16 protein-coding genes and 1 tRNA gene are annotated in these 16,980 nt (G+C 66.3%); 4 read left to right on the top strand and 13 right to left on the bottom strand.

What is annotated here, in order from left to right; all coding sequences use genetic code 11:
* Positions 1–9 precede the first annotated feature (9 nt).
* Positions 10–189, bottom strand: coding sequence for a hypothetical protein (locus D7325_RS12575; RefSeq protein ID WP_120994532.1), 180 nt, complete (start codon positions 187–189; stop codon positions 10–12).
* A 167-nt stretch (positions 190–356) separates the two neighbouring features.
* Complete coding sequence (locus tag D7325_RS12570) at positions 357–527, bottom strand: con-10 family general stress protein (RefSeq protein WP_120994531.1); 171 nt, start codon at positions 525–527, stop codon at positions 357–359.
* A 201-nt stretch (positions 528–728) separates the two neighbouring features.
* On the opposite strand from D7325_RS12570, the gene D7325_RS12565 reads away from it, so the two are divergent.
* Positions 729–953, top strand: coding sequence for a DUF2188 domain-containing protein (locus D7325_RS12565; protein ID WP_120994530.1), 225 nt, complete (start codon positions 729–731; stop codon positions 951–953).
* 2 nt (positions 954–955) lie between these two features.
* Here D7325_RS12565 and D7325_RS12560 read toward each other — a convergent pair whose 3' ends face one another.
* From D7325_RS12560 to gcl, 6 genes are all read right to left on the bottom strand, one after another.
* Positions 956–1,840: an urea transporter gene (locus D7325_RS12560; protein WP_120994529.1), complete on the bottom strand. Its 885-nt coding sequence runs from the start codon at positions 1,838–1,840 to the stop codon at positions 956–958.
* A gap of 46 nt (positions 1,841–1,886) precedes the next feature.
* Positions 1,887–3,302 carry a pyruvate kinase gene (gene pyk / locus D7325_RS12555; protein WP_120994528.1) on the bottom strand — a complete coding sequence of 472 codons (1,416 nt, stop codon included), beginning with the start codon at positions 3,300–3,302 and terminating at the stop codon, positions 1,887–1,889.
* Complete coding sequence (locus D7325_RS12550) at positions 3,292–4,572, bottom strand: glycerate kinase type-2 family protein (RefSeq protein ID WP_120994527.1); 1,281 nt, start codon at positions 4,570–4,572, stop codon at positions 3,292–3,294. The genes pyk and D7325_RS12550 overlap by 11 nt, the downstream gene beginning before the upstream one ends.
* 273 nt (positions 4,573–4,845) lie before the next feature.
* Positions 4,846–5,736, bottom strand: a complete 891-nt coding sequence (locus D7325_RS12545) for a 2-hydroxy-3-oxopropionate reductase (protein ID WP_120994526.1) — start codon at positions 5,734–5,736, stop codon at positions 4,846–4,848.
* Between the two features lie 132 nt (positions 5,737–5,868).
* On the bottom strand, positions 5,869–6,651 hold the full coding sequence (hyi, locus tag D7325_RS12540; protein WP_120994525.1) for a hydroxypyruvate isomerase: 783 nt from the start codon (positions 6,649–6,651) through the stop codon (positions 5,869–5,871).
* A gap of 113 nt (positions 6,652–6,764) precedes the next feature.
* Positions 6,765–8,540 carry a glyoxylate carboligase gene (gene gcl, locus D7325_RS12535; RefSeq protein ID WP_120994524.1) on the bottom strand — a complete coding sequence of 592 codons (1,776 nt, stop codon included), beginning with the start codon at positions 8,538–8,540 and terminating at the stop codon, positions 6,765–6,767.
* Positions 8,541–8,654: 114 nt separating this feature from the next.
* On the opposite strand from gcl, the gene D7325_RS12530 reads away from it, so the two are divergent.
* Positions 8,655–9,563, top strand: a complete 909-nt coding sequence (locus D7325_RS12530; protein ID WP_120994523.1) for a LysR family transcriptional regulator — start codon at positions 8,655–8,657, stop codon at positions 9,561–9,563.
* Here the strand turns inward: D7325_RS12530 and D7325_RS12525 are convergent.
* Positions 9,545–10,177: a TetR/AcrR family transcriptional regulator gene (locus tag D7325_RS12525; protein ID WP_120994522.1), complete on the bottom strand. Its 633-nt coding sequence runs from the start codon at positions 10,175–10,177 to the stop codon at positions 9,545–9,547. The two genes, D7325_RS12530 and D7325_RS12525, sit on opposite strands and share 19 nt — an antisense overlap.
* Before the next feature lie 186 nt (positions 10,178–10,363).
* On the opposite strand from D7325_RS12525, the gene D7325_RS12520 reads away from it, so the two are divergent.
* The gene (locus D7325_RS12520; protein WP_120994521.1) at positions 10,364–10,813 is read left to right on the top strand and encodes a PA2169 family four-helix-bundle protein; all 450 of its coding nucleotides are present in this window, start codon (positions 10,364–10,366) and stop codon (positions 10,811–10,813) included.
* 629 nt (positions 10,814–11,442) lie between these two features.
* Here the strand turns inward: D7325_RS12520 and D7325_RS12515 are convergent.
* Both D7325_RS12515 and D7325_RS12510 read right to left on the bottom strand, forming a co-directional pair.
* Positions 11,443–11,518: transfer RNA gene (locus D7325_RS12515), tRNA-Asn, on the bottom strand.
* Between the two features lie 51 nt (positions 11,519–11,569).
* Complete coding sequence (locus D7325_RS12510; RefSeq protein ID WP_120994520.1) at positions 11,570–12,766, bottom strand: amino acid aminotransferase; 1,197 nt, start codon at positions 12,764–12,766, stop codon at positions 11,570–11,572.
* A gap of 382 nt (positions 12,767–13,148) precedes the next feature.
* Here D7325_RS12510 and uvrB point away from each other — a divergent pair, with 382 nt between their 5' ends.
* Positions 13,149–15,164: an excinuclease ABC subunit UvrB gene (uvrB, locus tag D7325_RS12505; protein ID WP_120996115.1), complete on the top strand. Its 2,016-nt coding sequence runs from the start codon at positions 13,149–13,151 to the stop codon at positions 15,162–15,164.
* Positions 15,165–15,246: 82 nt separating this feature from the next.
* Here the strand turns inward: uvrB and D7325_RS12500 are convergent, their stop codons facing one another.
* Together D7325_RS12500 and D7325_RS12495 are read right to left on the bottom strand one after the other, a co-directional pair.
* Entirely contained in the window at positions 15,247–16,437 is a 1,191-nt protein-coding gene (locus D7325_RS12500) for an amino acid aminotransferase (RefSeq protein WP_120994518.1), read from the bottom strand.
* Positions 16,434–16,790, bottom strand: a complete 357-nt coding sequence (locus tag D7325_RS12495; RefSeq protein WP_120994517.1) for a 4a-hydroxytetrahydrobiopterin dehydratase — start codon at positions 16,788–16,790, stop codon at positions 16,434–16,436. Before D7325_RS12495 ends, D7325_RS12500 begins: the two co-directional genes overlap by 4 nt.
* Positions 16,791–16,980 lie beyond the last annotated feature (190 nt).

Raw genomic sequence — 16,980 nt, 5'->3', positions numbered from 1 at the left:
TCGGCGAGATCAGGCACCGCCGATGCCTTCGATGACGCGCCCGCTGCCGCCGCAGTGTTCGCATGGTTCGCCATTGAGCCTGCCGGTGCCATTGCAGGCGGGGCAGATGTTTTCGCCAGTGCCGGGCGTACCCGCCGGTGCTTCGTCGCCGGGATTCATCGGTTCGGTGGAGTTGGCAGGTTGTTTCATAGGGATGCCCTGAAATAACTGGCCGATATATGGCGCAGCGCTGTTAGTTGGCAAAGTCTAGTTGGAAAAAGTTAGTTGGCTAACTGATCCTCTGCCGAAGTAATCGCGCATATATAAAAAGGGCAGGAGCGTTAACGCGGCTCCTGCCCTTTTTAGCGGCGGCGAAATCAGCTCTTGCGGCCACCGCCGTGGCTGTGCTGACCGCCTTTGCGGCCGGCTTCAGCGGCTTTTTCCCGATCGTTCGCGAAGTTGCCCCCGCTGTTATGGCCGCCCTTGCGACCTGCTTCGGAAGCCTTTTCACGGTCGTTGGCGAAGTTGCCGGGGTTCTTGTTAGCCATGTCTTTTTCTCCTCGATGGATTTAGACGCGAAGCCGGTAATTAGTTGCCGGTTTCATGATTACAGAGCGCCAGCTAACGGCGGTAGTTCATATAGCCAGCCAAGCGGCTGACGAATGGTTAGTTGCCGAAATAACGAAAGTTTGCGAACGCCCGATCGTGCCGTTGTTCTAACGCACAGGTTGTAAATCCGAGGAAGGACCATGCAGAACTATCACATCACACAGGACCAGAACCGCTGGGTACTCAAGGAAGAGGGCGACGAGCGCGTCCTGATCGAGGCGCGGACGCAGGACGAGGTCGTCCAGGAGACGCGCGACTACATGAAGCTGCGCGTCGGTTCGGTGAAGATCCACGGCACCGACGGGCAGATCAAGGAAGAGCGGACCTACCCGCGCGACCAGGACCCGCGTGCCACCAAGGGCTGAGTTCAGCGCGCGCGGAGGCGGTCGGGGCGGGTGAGGCGTCGTGCCAGTTGTGCCAGCCATCCGCACAGGATGAAGGGCAGGGTGAGCGGCGCGAGCCCGAGCAGCAGTAGGCCCTGCTGCATCAGCAGGCCGAGCGCGACGCCCGGCAGCAGCATCAGCCGCCCGCCCGGCAGACCGCGCAGGACGAGCGCAATCAGCGCGCCGTTGTAGCCTGCCAGTCCGCTCAGCAGCGGCGCCGTCGGTAGCTGCATCGCCAGGGCCAGCGCCAGTCCGAGGGCGGAGCCGGCCAATGCCCAGCCCAGTGCCGCCCGATCGGCAACGCCGAGGGCCAGCAGCACACATAACCCGGCGAGGGCATGGTCGAGAAAGATCACCTGCCCCACGCCGCGAACGATCGCCACGGGCCATGCGGTCCAGCCGTCGGCTATGGGGACGGCAACCACTGTTGGCGGCACCAGTCCCAGCGCCTGGAGCGATTGCACTGCCAGCACGCCGAGCAGGACGAACGCGAGCGTGTAGGCCGGCGGCCAGGGCCCGCGCTGCCGTGCACGCAACCACCAGGCCTGCATCAAGGCCGTCAGCCACGCGCCGATCACGGTCAGCGCCAGCGCCAGCACCGTCACCCCCAGCGTGAGCGTGAGCAGCGCACCCAGCAGCGCGGCGTTGTAGCCGTACAGGCCTTCGCCGATGTCGCGCCGTCCGTAACCCAGCCGCCAGGCGCCGAGGGTGGCGACGAGCGTGCCGAGCAGGGCACCGATCAGCAACATCGGGGCGCCGATGGCGAAGGCGAGCAGGAGCAGTGCACCGCAGACGGGATGGACCAGCAGGAAAATCTGGCTGAAACCGTTGAGGACGGCGGTCAGCAGCCAGTGCAGGGAGGCGGGCATGGGTCAGGTCGGGCAGTGGCGCCCCGCTCGGGGCGGGGCTCAGGGTTCAGGCGAGGGTCTCGATGCGCAGGCTGTTGGTCGAACCGGGCTGGCCGAGCGGTACGCCGGCGGTGATGATCACGGTATCGCCCGAGCGGGCCATGTTCTGTTCGCGCGCCAGTTCCAGCGCGTTGCGGCAGATGGCTTCCATGTCCTGCAGGCGGGGATGCACCACCGAGTACACGCCCCAGGCCAGCGTCAGCTTGCGCGCGGTCGCGAGGTTCGGCGTCAGGCTGAGGATCGGTGCGTGCGGTCGCTCGCGCGAGGCGCGCAGGCTGGAACTGCCCGACTCGGTGTAGTTCACCAGCGCCGCCACCGGCAGGATGCCGCTGACCCGGCGCACCGCGCAGCTGATGGCGTCCGGCACGGTGGCTTCGGCCTGTGGCCGGGCCACGTCGAGCTGCGCCTGGTAGTCCGGCCCGCTTTCGACCTGGCGGATGATCTTGCTCATGATGCTCACGGCTTCCAGCGGGTAGTCGCCCGAGGCGGTCTCGGCCGAAAGCATCACCGCGTCGGCACCTTCGGCCACGGCGTTGGCCACGTCGGTGACCTCGGCGCGGGTCGGCGCCGGGGAGAAGCGCATCGATTCGAGCATCTGGGTGGCCACGACCACCGGGCGCCCGAGCTGGCGGCAGGCGCGGACGATCTGCTTCTGGATGCGCGGCACGTTCTCGGCCGGCACCTCCACGCCGAGGTCGCCGCGCGCCACCATGATCGCGTCGCACAGGCGGGCGATGGCTTCCAGCTCGCGCACCGCCGAGGGCTTCTCGATCTTGGCCATGAGGCTCGCGCGGTCACCGATCAACTCGCGCGCCTCGGCGATGTCCTGCGGGCGCTGGACGAACGACAGGGCGACCCAGTCGACCCCCAGCTCCAGGCCGAACGACAGGTCGCGGCGATCCTTCTCGGTCAGCGGACTGAGCTCCAGCACCGCCTCCGGCACGTTGACGCCCTTGCGGTCGGACAGCTCGCCGCCGACCACCACCCGCGTGTCGATGGCATCGGCGTGGTTGGCCGTCACCTCGAGGCGCAGCTTGCCGTCGTCCAGCAGCAGACTCATGCCCGGCCGCAGCGCGGCGATGATTTCGGGGTGGGGCAGGTTTACCCGACGGGCGTCGCCGGGCGTCGGGTCCAGGTCCAGGCGCAGGGCCTGGTCGCGCACCAGTTGCACCTTGCCCTCGGCGAAGCGGCCGACGCGCAGCTTCGGACCTTGCAGATCCATCAGCACGCCGATCGGGCGGCCGAGGTCCTTTTCGACCTGCCGCACCCAGCCATAGCGTTCGGCGTGATCGCTGTGGTCGCCGTGGCTGAAGTTCAGCCGGAACAGATTGACCCCGGCTTCGACCAGCCGGCGAATGTCCTCGGCGCCCTTGATCGCCGGGCCCAGGGTGGCGAGGATTTTGACTTTCTTGTCAGTGGTCATCGGTGTGCCTCTCGAGTACGAGGATTGCGCGGAAATCGTTGACGTTGGTGCGTGTCGGGCCGGTGACGATGAGGTCGTCGAGCGCGGCGAAAAAGCCGTAGCCGTCGTTGTCGGCCAGGCGCTCGGCGGCGCTCACGCCGCGTGCCACGGCGCGCTCCAGGCTGTCCGGGGTCATCAGTGCGCCGGCGTTGTCTTCCGAGCCGTCGATGCCATCGGTGTCGCCGGCCAGCGCGTAGACGCCGGGCAGGCCATTCAAGGCTTCGGTCAGGCCGAGCAGGAATTCGGCATTGCGCCCGCCACGGCCGTTGCCGCGTACGGTGACGGTGGTTTCGCCGCCCGAGAGGAATACGCAGGGCGGCTCGATCGGTTGGCCATGCAGGGCGATCTGCCGGGCGATGCCCGCGTGCACCTTGGCCACTTCGCGTGCCTCGCCTTCAAGGTCGCCGAGGATCAGGGGCGTCAGGCCGGCGGCGCGGACGCGATGCGCGGCCGCATCGAGGGACTGCTGCGGACGGGCGATCAGCTGGAAGTGGCTGCGCGAGAGGCAGGGATCGCCCGGCTTGACGGTCTCCGAGCGGGGGTCGTTCAGCCAGGCGCGGACGTTCTCGGGAATCTCGATGCCGTAGCGGGCGAGAATCTCCAGCGCCTGCGCCGAGGTGGTCGGGTCGGCGACGGTCGGCCCGGAGGCGATGACCGTCGCCTGGTCGCCGGGCACGTCGGAAATGGCGTAGGTGTAGACGGTCGCCGGCCAGCAGGCCTTGGCCAGCCGCCCGCCCTTGATCGCCGAGAGGTGCTTGCGCACGCAGTTCATCTCGCCGATGTGGGCGCCGGACCTGAGCAGGGCCTTGTTGATCGCCTGCTTGTCGGACAGCGAGATGCCTTCGGCGGGCAGCGCCAGCAGCGAGGAGCCGCCGCCGGAGAGCAGGAAGATCACCCGGTCGCTTTCCTCGAGGTTGCTGACCAGTTCCAGCACGCGACGGGCGACGCGCTCGCCAGCGTCGTCCGGTACCGGGTGCGCCGCCTCGACCACTTCGATGCGGCGGCAATCGGCACCGTGCCCGTAGCGGGTGACCACGAGGCCCGACAGTTCACCTTCCCAGGCTTCCTCGATCGCCTGCGCCATGGCGGCCGCGGCCTTGCCGGCGCCGATGACGATCGCCCGCCCGCTGCGGTCGGCCGGCAACTGGTCGGCCAGGACCTGGCGCGGGTGGGCGGCGGCGATCGCGGTGTCGAAGAGGTCGCGCAACAGGCGCTGCGGGTCGAGGGTCATGCTGAACTCCTGGCTCTTGGGCGTAGGGCCGATTGCAGACGTCAATGCTCGCCATTGCAAGTGTTTGCAAGCGCTGACGTCTGGAATCGACCAACCCGGCAGTCGGGCCGTGACACCTCCTGCCGGGCGGTCGAAAGGGTTGGCGGCAAGCCGCCGGGTGTTGCTCGGGTAGCTGGCGCCGGCTGGCGGGCGGTCACCCTTCCCGCATCTGTCTGCCTGGGAATGCGGGAAGGGGCGCCCATGGAGCCGTGCGCTGGCACGTCGGGCTGCGGCTTACTCGCCGCGAATGTTGAAGTTAGCCATGTGCTCCAGGCCCTTTATCAGCGCCGAGTGGTCCCAGCCGCTGCCGCCGATGGCCGCGCAGGTGCTGAACACCTGCTGGGCATTGGCGGTGTTCGGCAGGTTGAGGCCCAGCTCGCGCGCGCCGGAGAGCGCCAGGTTCAGGTCCTTCTGGTGCAGGCTGATGCGGAAGCCCGGATCGAAGGTGCCCTTGATCATGCGCTCGCCGTGCACTTCGAGAATCTTCGAGCCGGCGAAACCGCCCATCAGCGCCTCGCGCACCTTGGCCGGGTCGGCGCCGTTCTTCGCCGCGAACAGCAGCGCTTCGGCCACCGCCTGGATGTTCAGCGCGACGATGATCTGGTTGGCTACCTTGGCGGTCTGGCCGTCGCCGTTGCCACCGACGCGGGTGATGTTCTTGCCCATTGCCTGGAACAGCGGCAGGGCGCGCTCGAAGGTGTTCGGGCAACCGCCGACCATGATCGACAGGGTCGCGGCCTTGGCGCCGACCTCGCCACCGGAGACCGGGGCGTCGAGGTATTGCGCGCCGGTGGCCTTGATCTTCTCGGCGAACTGCTTGGTGGCGGTGGGGGAGATCGAGCTCATGTCGATCACTACCTTGCCGGAACCCACGCCGTGGACCACGCCGTCCTCGCGGAAGAGGATGTCCTCGACCTGCGGCGTGTCGGGCACCATCACGACGATGAATTCGGCTTCCTGCGCGACTTCACGCGGGTTGGCCAGGGCGACCGCGCCCTTTTCCAGCAGTTCGGCCGGGGCCGCGTCGAAGTGGGTGGACAGGAACAGGCTGTGGCCGGCGTTGGCCAGGTTGAGGGCCATGGGCTTGCCCATGATGCCGGTGCCGAGGAATCCGATTTTTGCCATGAGAACATCCTCTTGTCGTGGTCTGCGTCAGGCGACGCGGTTGCTGTAGGGGCGGGTTTGCCCGCCATGGGCCAATCGAGCTGGCGCTGCTGCGTTCCCTTTCGCGAGCAAGCTCGCTCCTACAGGGTTGGCTCAGAGTGCGTTGTGGCTCTTCATCCAGCCGAGGCCGGCCTCGGTGCTGGTGGCCGGCTTGTATTCGCAGCCGACCCAGCCCTGGTAGCCGAGGCGATCCAGGTGCTCGAAGAGGAACCGGTAGTTGATCTCGCCGGTGCCTGGCTCGTGGCGGCCGGGGTTGTCGGCGAGCTGCACGTGGTTGATCACGGCGAACTGGCTTTCCAGCGTGCGCGCCAGGTCACCTTCCATGATTTGCATGTGGTAGATGTCGTACTGCAGGAACAGGTTGGCGCTGCCGACCTTTTCGCGGATGTCCAGGGCCTGCTTCGTGGTGGTCAGGTAGAAGCCTGGGATGTCGCGGGTATTGATCATCTCCATGACCAGGCGGATGCCGGCGGCCTGGAGCTTGTCGGCGGCGTACTTGAGGTTGTCGACGAAGGTCTTCTCGACGGTCGCGCAATCGACACCCTGCGGGCGGATGCCGGCCAGGCAGTTGATCTGCGTGTTGCCCAGCACCTTGGCGTAGGCGATGGCGGTGTCGACGCCCGTACGGAATTCCTCGACGCGATCGGGATGGCAGGCGATGCCGCGCTCGCCCTTGGCCCAGTCGCCGGCCGGCAGGTTGAACAGCACCTGCTCGAGGCCGTTGTTCTTCAGCTGCTGCTGGATGGTTTCGGCAGGGAAGTCATAGGGGAACAGGTATTCGGCGCCAGTGAAGCCGGCCTTGGCGGCAGCGGCGAAGCGGTCCAGGAAGTCGACTTCGGTGAACAGCATCGACAGGTTGGCAGCAAAACGGGGCATGGTAGGGCTCCTCGGTTCAGACGTAGGGTGATGGCCACCCGGTGGAAAACCGCGCAGGGTCTTCCACCTGGGAGGCGGTGGATGCGCTTGGCGACATCCACCCTGCGGTTGCGTCAGTCCAGCAGCGCGATGGCGGTCGGTGCGTCCGTGCCACGCTGGGCCAGTTCCTCGAACTCGTTGACGGCGTTGATCTCGGTGCCCATCGAGATGTTGGTGACGCGCTCGAGAATGATCTCGACGACCACCGGCACGCGGTGCGTCTCCATCAGGCGCTGGGCCTCGGCGAAGGCGTTCTGCAGTTCGTTCGGGTCGAACACGCGGATCGCCTTGCAACCCAGTCCCTCGACCACGGCGACGTGATCGACGCCATAGCCCTTGAGTTCGGGCGCGTTGATGTTCTCGAACGACAGCTGCACGCAGTAATCCATCTCGAACCCACGCTGCGCCTGGCGGATCAGGCCGAGGTAGGAGTTGTTCACCAGTACGTGGATGTACGGCAGGTTGAACTGCGCGCCGACGGCCAGCTCTTCGATCATGAACTGGAAGTCGTAGTCGCCCGACAGCGCGACCACGCGGCGGCTCGGGTCGGCCTTGACCACGCCGAGTGCTGCCGGAACGGTCCAGCCCAGCGGACCGGCCTGGCCGCAGTTGATCCAGTGGCGCGGCTTGTACACGTGCAGGAACTGCGCCCCGGCGATCTGCGACAGACCGATGGTGCTGACGTAGCAGGTGTCCTTGCCGAAGAACTCGTTCATCTCTTCATAGACGCGCTGCGGCTTGGCCGGCACGTTGTCGAAGTGAGTCTTGCGCTGCATCGTGCGCTTGCGCTCGCGGCAGGCCTCGACCCAGGCACTGCGGTCCTTCAGCTTGCCGGCCGCCTGCCATTCGCGGGCCACGGCGATGAAGGCATCGAGCGCGGCACCGGCGTCGGAGACGATGCCGAGGTCGGGGTTGAACACCCGGCCGATCTGGGTCGGCTCGATGTCGACGTGGATGAACTGGCGGCCCTGGGTGTAGACCTCGACGGTCCCGGTATGGCGATTGGCCCAGCGGTTGCCGATGCCGAACACCAGGTCCGATTCGAGCAGCGTGGCGTTGCCGTAGCGGTGCGAGGTCTGCAGGCCGACCATGCCGGCCATCAGCCGGTGATCGTCCGGGATGGTGCCCCAGCCCATCAGGGTCGGGATGACCGGCACGCCGGTGATTTCGGCGAACTCGACGAGCTTGTCCGAGGCATCGGCATTGATGATGCCGCCGCCGGCGACGATCAGCGGACGTTCGGCCGCGTTGAGCATCGCCAGCGCCTTCTCGGCCTGGGCGCGGTTCGCGCTTGGCTTGACCAGCGGCAGCGGTTCGTAGGCCTCGATGTCGAATTCGATCTCCGCCATCTGCACGTCGAACGGCAGGTCGATCAGCACCGGACCGGGGCGGCCGCTGCGCATCTCGTAGAAGGCCTTCTGGAAGGCGTAGGGCACCTGGCCCGGCTCGAGCACGGTGGTCGCCCACTTGGTGACCGGCTTGACGATGCTGGTGATGTCGACTGCCTGGAAGTCTTCCTTGTGCATCCGGGCACGCGGCGCCTGGCCGGTGATGCACAGGATCGGGATGGAGTCGGCGCTGGCCGAGTACAGGCCGGTGACCATGTCGGTACCCGCCGGGCCGGAGGTGCCGATGCACACGCCGATGTTGCCGGGGTTGGTGCGGGTGTAGCCCTCGGCCATGTGCGAGGCGCCTTCGACGTGGCGGGCGAGCACGTGGTCGATTCCGCCGATTTTCCGCATCGCCGCGTAGAACGGGTTGATCGCGGCGCCAGGGATGCCGAACGCGGTGTCGACGCCTTCGCGGCGCATGACCATGACCGCTGCCTCGATTGCTCTCATTCGTGCCATGACACTAGCTCCTGTTTTTATTCGATAGCTTTTCTATGTGGCTGAAGCATGACGGGCTGGAATGCGGGACGGAATTGGCCGAGACTTCAGTTCTGCCAATACCTGAGGTATCGAATGGACCGTTACACCACGCTGCGCAGCTTCGTGCTGGTCGCCGAGAGCGGCAGCTTCGCCGCCGCTGCGCTCAAGGAAGGGGTGACACCGGTGGTCATGGGTCGACGGCTCGACGCGCTGGAGCGCCACCTGGGCGTCAAGCTGATGCATCGCTCCACGCGCGGGCTGTCGCTCACTGACCTCGGTGAGCAATACCTGGAGCGCGCCCGCGGGCTGCTACGCGAGTTCGACGAGGTCGATGCGAGCATCGGCGAACACCGCACGGCGGTGCGCGGGCACCTGGTGGTGTCGGCGCCGGCGGCGTTCGGGCGACGCCATGTCGGGCCGCACGCACCGGCGTTCCAGGCGCGGTTTCCCGATGTGCAGCTGTCGTTCAACTTCACCGACAGCGTGGTCGACCTGGTTCGCCACGGCTATGACATGGGCATCCGCATCGGCGAGGTCACCGACCCCAACTACGTGGCGCTCAAGCTGTTCCCCAATCGCCGGGTGGTCTGCGGCTCGCCCGGCTACTTCGCCGTGCACGGCACGCCGCGGACGCTGGAGGCGCTGACCCAGCACAACTGCCTGGCCTTCAACCTGCAGGGTGGGCAGCAGCGCGGCTGGACCTTCCTGCGCGACGGCCGGCAGGTCGCGATCCGCGTGGCCGGCAACCTGGATTGCAACGATGGCGAGCTGCTGTTCGACTGGGTCAAGCAGGGGTTGGGCATCGGCTGGCGCTCGACCTGGGAGATCCAGGCGGCGCTGAAGCGGGGCGAGCTGATCACCGTGCTCGACGAGTACGCCTTGCCGGCATACGACATCCAGGCGGTCTACCCGCAGCAGCGCTATCTACCGGCGAAGGTCCGGTTCTTCATCGATCACCTCAAGGCGATCTACAACGCGCCCGGCTATTGGGAAACCGGCTGAGCGGCGCGCTCCCGGATCTCGCAGCCCTTGAGAACCAGCCGGATGATGGTCTCGGCGGCGGCTTCGTAGTCCGAGTCGTCCAGCGAGGCTTTGCCGGTGACGGTGGTGATCTGCCAATCGAAATCGGCGTAGGTCTGGGTCGCAGCCCAGATGCTGAACATCAGGTGGCGCGGATCGATCGGCGCCATCAGTCCTTCGTCGATCCAGCCTTGCAGGCGGGCAATGTTGTGGTTGGCTTGCGCGTTGAGCTGCGCGACGCGCTCGTGCGACAGGTGCGGAGCGCCGTGCATGATCTCGTTGGCGAAGACCTTCGAAGCGCAGGCGTGATCGCGTGAGATGCGGATCTTGGCGCGAATGAACGCGCGCAGGACATCGCCCGGTTCGCCCGGCTGGTTGAACGGCTCGGCGGCGTCCAGCAGCGGCTCGATGATGGTCTCGAGCACCTCGCGGTAGAGGTTTTCCTTCGACTTGAAGTAGTAGTAGACGTTGGGCTTGGGCAGCCCGGCGCGCTGGGCGATGTCACTGGTCTTGGTGGCGGCGAAGCCCTTCTCGGCGAACTCTTCGCTGGCAGCTCGCAGGATCAGCTCTTGGTTACGCTCACGGATGCTCGACATGGGGCCTTTCGGGTTCGCGGCCACCGGGTCGGTGGCGGACGCGGCATGCTAGCACCGGGCTTCCGCGCCGCTCAAGGCAGAGGGTTCGCCCGTCCGGTAGGCGGAACTGACTGGCGACCCGGCCTGTCGGGTAAGACAGGTGGCCGCGATGCCGGCCGTGTGTTCGAACCCTCGGAGGAAAGCGAGATGGATACCAAAGACACCATCAAGGTATTGAACGACCTGATCGAAACCAGCCTCGACGGCGAAAAGGGCTTCCGTGACTGCGCCGAAGACCTGAAAGACCCCAGCCTCAAGACCACCATGACGCAGCGCGCCCAGGAGTGCGCCAGCGCCGCCACCGAGTTGCAGCAACTGGTCCGCTCCCTCGGCGGCAAGCCGGAAGACGACGCCAGCACGGCCGGCGAGCTGCATCGTCGCTGGGTCGACCTCAAATCCGCCCTGACCGGCAAGGACGACAAGGCCATCCTCAACGAATGCGAACGCGGCGAAGACGTCGCCAAGAAGCGCTACAAAGAAGCCCTCGAGAAAGACCTGCCCGCCAACATCCGGTTGGTCGTCGAAAAGCAGTACCAGGGCGTGCTGCGCAATCACGATCAGGTGAAAGCCCTGCGCGACATGGCACGCGCCAGCTGATCGGGCCCCGCAGGTAAGAAACGCCGGCTGAATGCCGGCGTTTCGTTTTCTGGTCATCGTCGGCCAGCCGTAGGGTGCATTCGCGAAGCGATGCACCGGTGCGGAGGCGGCATTGGTGGCCCAGGCGGATGGTTCGCGCGCTCCTGGATCCGTCTTACGTCGCTGGGCAAGGAAAGGTGAGCCTGAAGGTGCCTCGCGCGGTGGAGTGATCCGTCGATGCCTGCTTCGGCTCGCGGACACCTGCCGGTAGGGCATACCGCCCCGCCATGCGAACAGGGGAGTCCGTAGGAGCCAGCTTGCTGGCGATCAGGTTATGCACAATGCTGACGTGCCTAATAGCTGTAATGATCTCCAACCCACCGATGTACCGAGTGCCGGGCCTGCTGCGAGCCGTGAGTCCGCTGCCCGGATCGCCAGCAAGCTGGCTCCTACAGGTGAGCTGTGCTGAGCCGTTGGCGCAGGGGCGAGGCGCGAACGCCCGCCCAGCCGTAGGGTGCATTCGCGAAGCAATGCACCGGTACGCGGAGGTGGCACTGGCGGATTGTTCGCTGCGCTCCTGAATCCGCCCTACGAGAACTACGAAGGAGGCAATAAAAAAGCCCCGGGTTTTCACCTCGGGGCTTGGAAGTTGGCTCCGCGACCTGGACTCGAACCAGGGACCCAATGATTAACAGTCATTTGCTCTACCGACTGAGCTATCGCGGAACAACGGAGCGCATCCTACTGTTTAGAAAGGAGAAGTCAACCCCGAGGCGATCACAGGATCTGCACGATCGCGTCGGTGATGTAGTCGAGGTTGCGGCGATTCAGCGCAGCGGCGCAGATGCGTCCGGTACCGACCGCGTAGACCCCGAACCGCTCCCGCAGGGCGTCGACTTGCTCGGCGGTCAGGCCGGAGTACGAGAACATGCCGCGCTGACGGCTGACGAAGCTGAAGTCCTGGCGGGCGCCCTTGGCGCGCAGTTGTTCGACCATCGCCACGCGCATCTCGTGGATGCGGTTGCGCATTTCACCCAGTTCCTCTTCCCACAGGGCGCGCAGTTCGGTGCTCGACAGTACGCTGGCAACGATGGTGGCGCCGTGGGTCGGCGGGTTGGAGTAGTTGGTGCGGATCACGCGCTTGACCTGCGACAGCACGCGTGCCGACTCCTCGCGGCTGGCGGTGACGATCGACAGGGCGCCGACCCGCTCGCCGTACAGCGAGAAGGATTTGGAGAACGAGCTGGACACGAAGAACGACAGCCCGGCCTCGGCGAACAGGCGCACCGCGGCGGCGTCTTCCTCGATGCCGTCGCCGAAGCCCTGGTAGGCGATGTCGAGGAAGGGCACGTGGTCGCGCTCCTTGAGGACCTCGACCACGGCCTTCCAGTCGTCCAGGGTCAGGTCGACGCCGGTCGGGTTGTGGCAGCAGGCATGCAGCACGATGACCGAGCGCGCCGGCAGCTGGCGCAGGTCCTCGAGCATCCCGGCGCTGTCGACGCCGCGGGTGGCGGCATCGTAGTAGCGGTAGTTATGGACGGCGAACCCGGCGTTCTCGAACAGGGCACGGTGGTTCTCCCAGCTCGGGTCGCTGATGGCCACGATGCTGTCGGGAAGCACACGCTTGATGAAGTCCGCACCGACCTTCAGGGCGCCGGTGCCGCCGAGCGCTTGCGTGGTCACCACGCGGCCATCGGCCAGCAGGCTGGAGTCGGCGCCGAACAGCATCTTCTGGACGGCGGCGTCGTAGGCGGCGATCCCTTCGATCGGCAGGTAGCCGCGCGGCGCCTGGGCGGCGAGACGGGCCTTCTCCGCTTCGACGACCGCGCGTAGCAGCGGCACGCGGCCTTCTTCGTTGTAGTAGACGCCCACGCCCAGGTTGACCTTGTTCGGCCGCGGGTCGGCATTGAAGGCTTCGTTGAGGCCGAGGATCGGGTCGCGCGGCGCCATTTCGACAGCAGAGAATAAACTCATGGGGGCAGGGCTCGAAGATGAGGGTGGAGAAGCGGGCAACACCCGGAAGCGATCGACCGTTCGGCGAGATGCTGCGCGTCAGGGTTGAAATCGGTGGCAGGACCCTCATAAAGGGGAAATCGCCAAGGTTTCAACGGCCCGCGAATCAGCGTTCGCGGCCTGTGCGTCTGCACGCCTGCCCGGTGCTGGGGCGGTGCTCAAACGGGGCGGTAGTATAGCGGCCATGTCTGCCTGCTGCGAGACGTGGGCCGGCTATTTATGCGGTCATCGGGCGGCTCGTCGTGCGGTTTCTCCGCCGTGCGATTCGACCCTGCGCCGGGTTCCGTCCGCCAGGCATCGGTCCGCGCCTTTGCATGACCGCGCCTTTGCATGAGAGGTATCGATGTCCACGTTCGAACTGGTCACACGTTTCAAGCCAGCCGGTGATCAGCCCGAGGCGATCCGCCAGATGATCGAGGGGCTCGAAGCCGGCCTTTCGCACCAGACGCTGCTCGGCGTGACGGGCTCGGGCAAGACCTTCAGCATCGCCAACGTGATCGCGCACGTGCAGCGGCCGACGCTGATCCTCGCCCCGAACAAGACGCTGGCCGCGCAGCTGTACGGCGAGTTCAAGTCGTTCTTCCCGAACAACGCCGTCGAGTACTTCGTCTCCTACTACGACTATTACCAGCCGGAAGCCTACGTGCCGTCGTCGGACACCTTCATCGAGAAGGATGCCTCGATCAACGACCACATCGAGCAGATGCGCCTGTCGGCGACCAAGGCGCTGCTGGAGCGCCCGGACGCGATCATCGTCACCACCGTGTCGTGCATCTATGGCCTGGGCGATCCGCAGTCGTACCTGAAGATGGTGTTGCACGTCGACCGCGGCGATCGGCTCGACCAGCGCGAACTGCTGCGCCGCCTGACCGGCCTGCAGTACACGCGCAACGACATGGATTTCGCCCGGGCGACCTTCCGCGTGCGCGGCGACGTGATCGACATCTTCCCGGCCGAATCGGACCTAGAGGCCATCCGCATCGAGCTGTTCGATGACGAGGTGGAGAACCTTTCGGCCTTCGACCCGCTGACGGGCGAGGTCATCCGCAAGCTGCCGCGCTTCACCTTCTACCCCAAGAGCCACTACGTGACGCCGCGCGAGACGCTGCTCGAGGCGGTCGAGCGCATCAAGATCGAGCTCAAGGATCGCCTCGACTACCTGCGCAGCGAAAACAAGCTGGTCGAGGCCCAGCGCCTCGAGCAACGGACGCGCTTCGATCTAGAAATGATCATGGAGCTCGGCTATTGCAACGGCATCGAGAACTACTCCCGCTACCTGTCCGGCCGAGCGCCCGGCGAGGCGCCGCCGACGCTGTATGACTACCTGCCGCCCAACGCGCTGCTGGTGATCGACGAGTCGCACGTCTCGGTGCCGCAGGTCGGCGCAATGTACAAGGGCGACCGATCGCGCACGGAAACGCTGGTGGAATATGGCTTCCGCCTGCCATCGGCGCTGGACAACCGGCCGATGCGCTTCGACGAATGGGAGGCGATCAGCCCGCAGACCATCTTCGTCTCGGCGACGCCCGGCCCGTATGAGGAAGAGCATGCCGGGCGGGTGATCGAGCAGGTCGTGCGGCCGACCGGGCTGGTCGACCCGCAGGTGGAGATCCGTCCGGCGCGCACCCAGGTCGATGATCTGTTGAGCGAAATCCGCAAGTGCGTCGCCGCCGAGGAGCGGGTGCTGGTGACCACGCTGACCAAGCGCATGGCCGAGGACCTGACCGACTACCTGGGCGATCACGACGTCAAGGTGCGCTACCTGCACTCGGACATCGACACGGTGGAGCGGGTCGAGATCATTCGCGACCTGCGTACCGGCGCCTTCGACGTGCTGGTCGGCATCAACCTGCTGCGCGAGGGGTTGGACATGCCCGAGGTGTCGCTGGTGGCGATCCTTGATGCCGACAAGGAAGGCTTCCTGCGCTCCGAGCGCTCGTTGATCCAGACCATCGGTCGCGCGGCACGCAACCTCAACGGCCGGGCGATTCTCTATGCCGATGCCATGACCGGCTCGATGCAGCGCGCCATCGATGAAACCGAGCGGCGCCGGGAAAAGCAGCTCGCCTTCAACGAGGCCCACGGCATCGTGCCCAAGGGCGTGAAGAAGGACATCAAGGACATCCTCGAAGGCGCGGTCGTCCCCGGTGCGCGCAGCAAGAAGCGTCGCGGCGAGGCCAAGGCGGCCGAAGAGGCGGCGCGCTACGAGAACCAGCTGCGTTCACCGAGCGAGATCACGCGCCGTATTCGCCAGCTCGAGGAGAAGATGATGGAGTTCGCGCGCGACCTCGAGTTCGAGGCTGCCGCGCAGACACGCGACGAGATCCAGAAGCTGCGGGAACGGTTACTGCAGGTCTGATGCCACCGGCGGCCATCGTCCAGCGCGAACGGCAGCGACCGCCAGAAGCGGCGGTCGCAGATCGCGCCAGATGCGGGGCTCGTCAGCGCACCACGCGTGCGATCGAACGGGCGAGGGCATCCAGTCGTTCGGCGTCCAGCCCGGCCACGTTGGCGCGCCCGGTTTCGAGCAGGTAGACGGCGTCTTCGGCGCGCAGCCGGCGGACCTGTTCGGCGGTGAGCCCGGTGTAGGAGAACATCCCGCGTTGCTCGGCGATATGCGCGAAACCTTCGCTCAATCCGTAGGGCTCGAGCGCCTTCACCAGGCCATGGCGCAAGGTCACGATACGCTGGCGCATGCCTTCCAGCTCCTCTTGCCAGCAAGCGCGCAGGTGCTCGTCGGCAAGGATCGTCGCGACCACGGCAGCGCCGTGATTGGGCGGCGTCGACCACAGGTTGCGTGCCAGCGAGGCCAACTGGCTGCGAACGGCGGCGAGCGCGTCGGGGTTGCTCGCGATCACCAGCAGGCCGCCGGTGCGCTCGCGGTAGAGCCCGAAATTCTTCGAACAGGAGCTGGTGACCAGCACTTCCGGCAGCGCTTCGGTGAACAGCCGGACGGCGTAGGCATCCTGCTCCAGGCCATCGCCGAAGCCCTGGTAGGCGAGGTCGAACAGCGGCAACAGCTCCCGCGAGCGCACGATGTCCAGCACCTGTCGCCAGTCCTCCGGGGCGAGGTCGAACCCGGTCGGGTTATGGCAGCAGGCGTGCAGCAGCACCACGTCGCCGATGGGAACCTCGTTGAGCGTCGCCAGCATCGCAGGGACGTCGAGTCGGTTGTCGGCACCGACGTACGGGTAGTGCGCGACGGACAGGCCGGCCGCGGCGAACAGCGTCTCGTGGATCGGCCAGGTCGGGTCGCTCAGCCAGATGCGGCGGCCGGGCAGGCACGTCGCGATGAAATCCCCGGCCAGCCTGAGCGCGCCGGTGCCGCCGGGCGTTTGCGTCATCCCGGCGCGCTGAAGGAGCGCCGCGTCGTCACCGAGCACCAGGCGCGTTACCTGCTTGCCGAAATCGGCATCGCCGTGGCCGCCGACGTAGGCCTTGGTCGACTCCTGATCGACCAGCCGTTGCTCGGCCTGCTTCACCGCGGCGAGCACGGGCGTGAGCCCGAAGGCGTCGCGGTAGACGCCGACGCCGAGGTCCAGCTTCGCCGGGTTGGGATCGGCACGGAAGGTTTCCATCAGGCCGAGAATCGGGTCGCCCGGCACGCGCGCAACGGCGTCGAACTGCTTCACTTGCGGCCCTCCGCCGTGGCGGCGACCTCATCGGTACGGGCGGCCATGATGAAGTCGTTGCGGTGCAGGCCCTTGATCGAGTGGCTCCACCAGGTCACGGTCACCTTGCCCCACTCGGTCAAAAGGCCGGGGTGATGGCCTTCGGCCTCGGCAATCTCGCCCACGGCATTGGTGAAGGCCAGCGCGTGCTTGAAGTTCTTGAACAGGAAGACCTTCTCCAGCTCCATATGGCCGTCGCGGGTCTCGATGTTCCAGTCGGGGATCTGCTTGATCAGCGCCGCCAGCTCCTCGTCGGAGACTTTCGGCGCGTCGGCGCGGCAGGCTTCGCAGTGGGATTGAGACAGGGCATTCATGGTACGGATCCTTCTGTTTTTCAGATCGAAGATAGTGAGCCAGTGTAGGTAAACGGGAGCTGGCGATTGGGTCCCCGTAGGGTGGGCTTCAGCCCACCTTCGGGTTGCGAGGCGCTGGAGGCCTTTGGCAACGAACGCCCGGCCGCTTCACGGCGCTCGTTCCCTCGCGCGGGCTTTTGGTGGGCTGAAG

Source organism: Stutzerimonas urumqiensis (assembly GCF_003640395.1).
Classification (GTDB): Bacteria; Pseudomonadota; Gammaproteobacteria; order Pseudomonadales; family Pseudomonadaceae; genus Stutzerimonas; species Stutzerimonas urumqiensis.
Note: the sequence above shows the minus strand (reverse complement) of the source record. Positions and strands in the feature narration are given on the sequence as shown.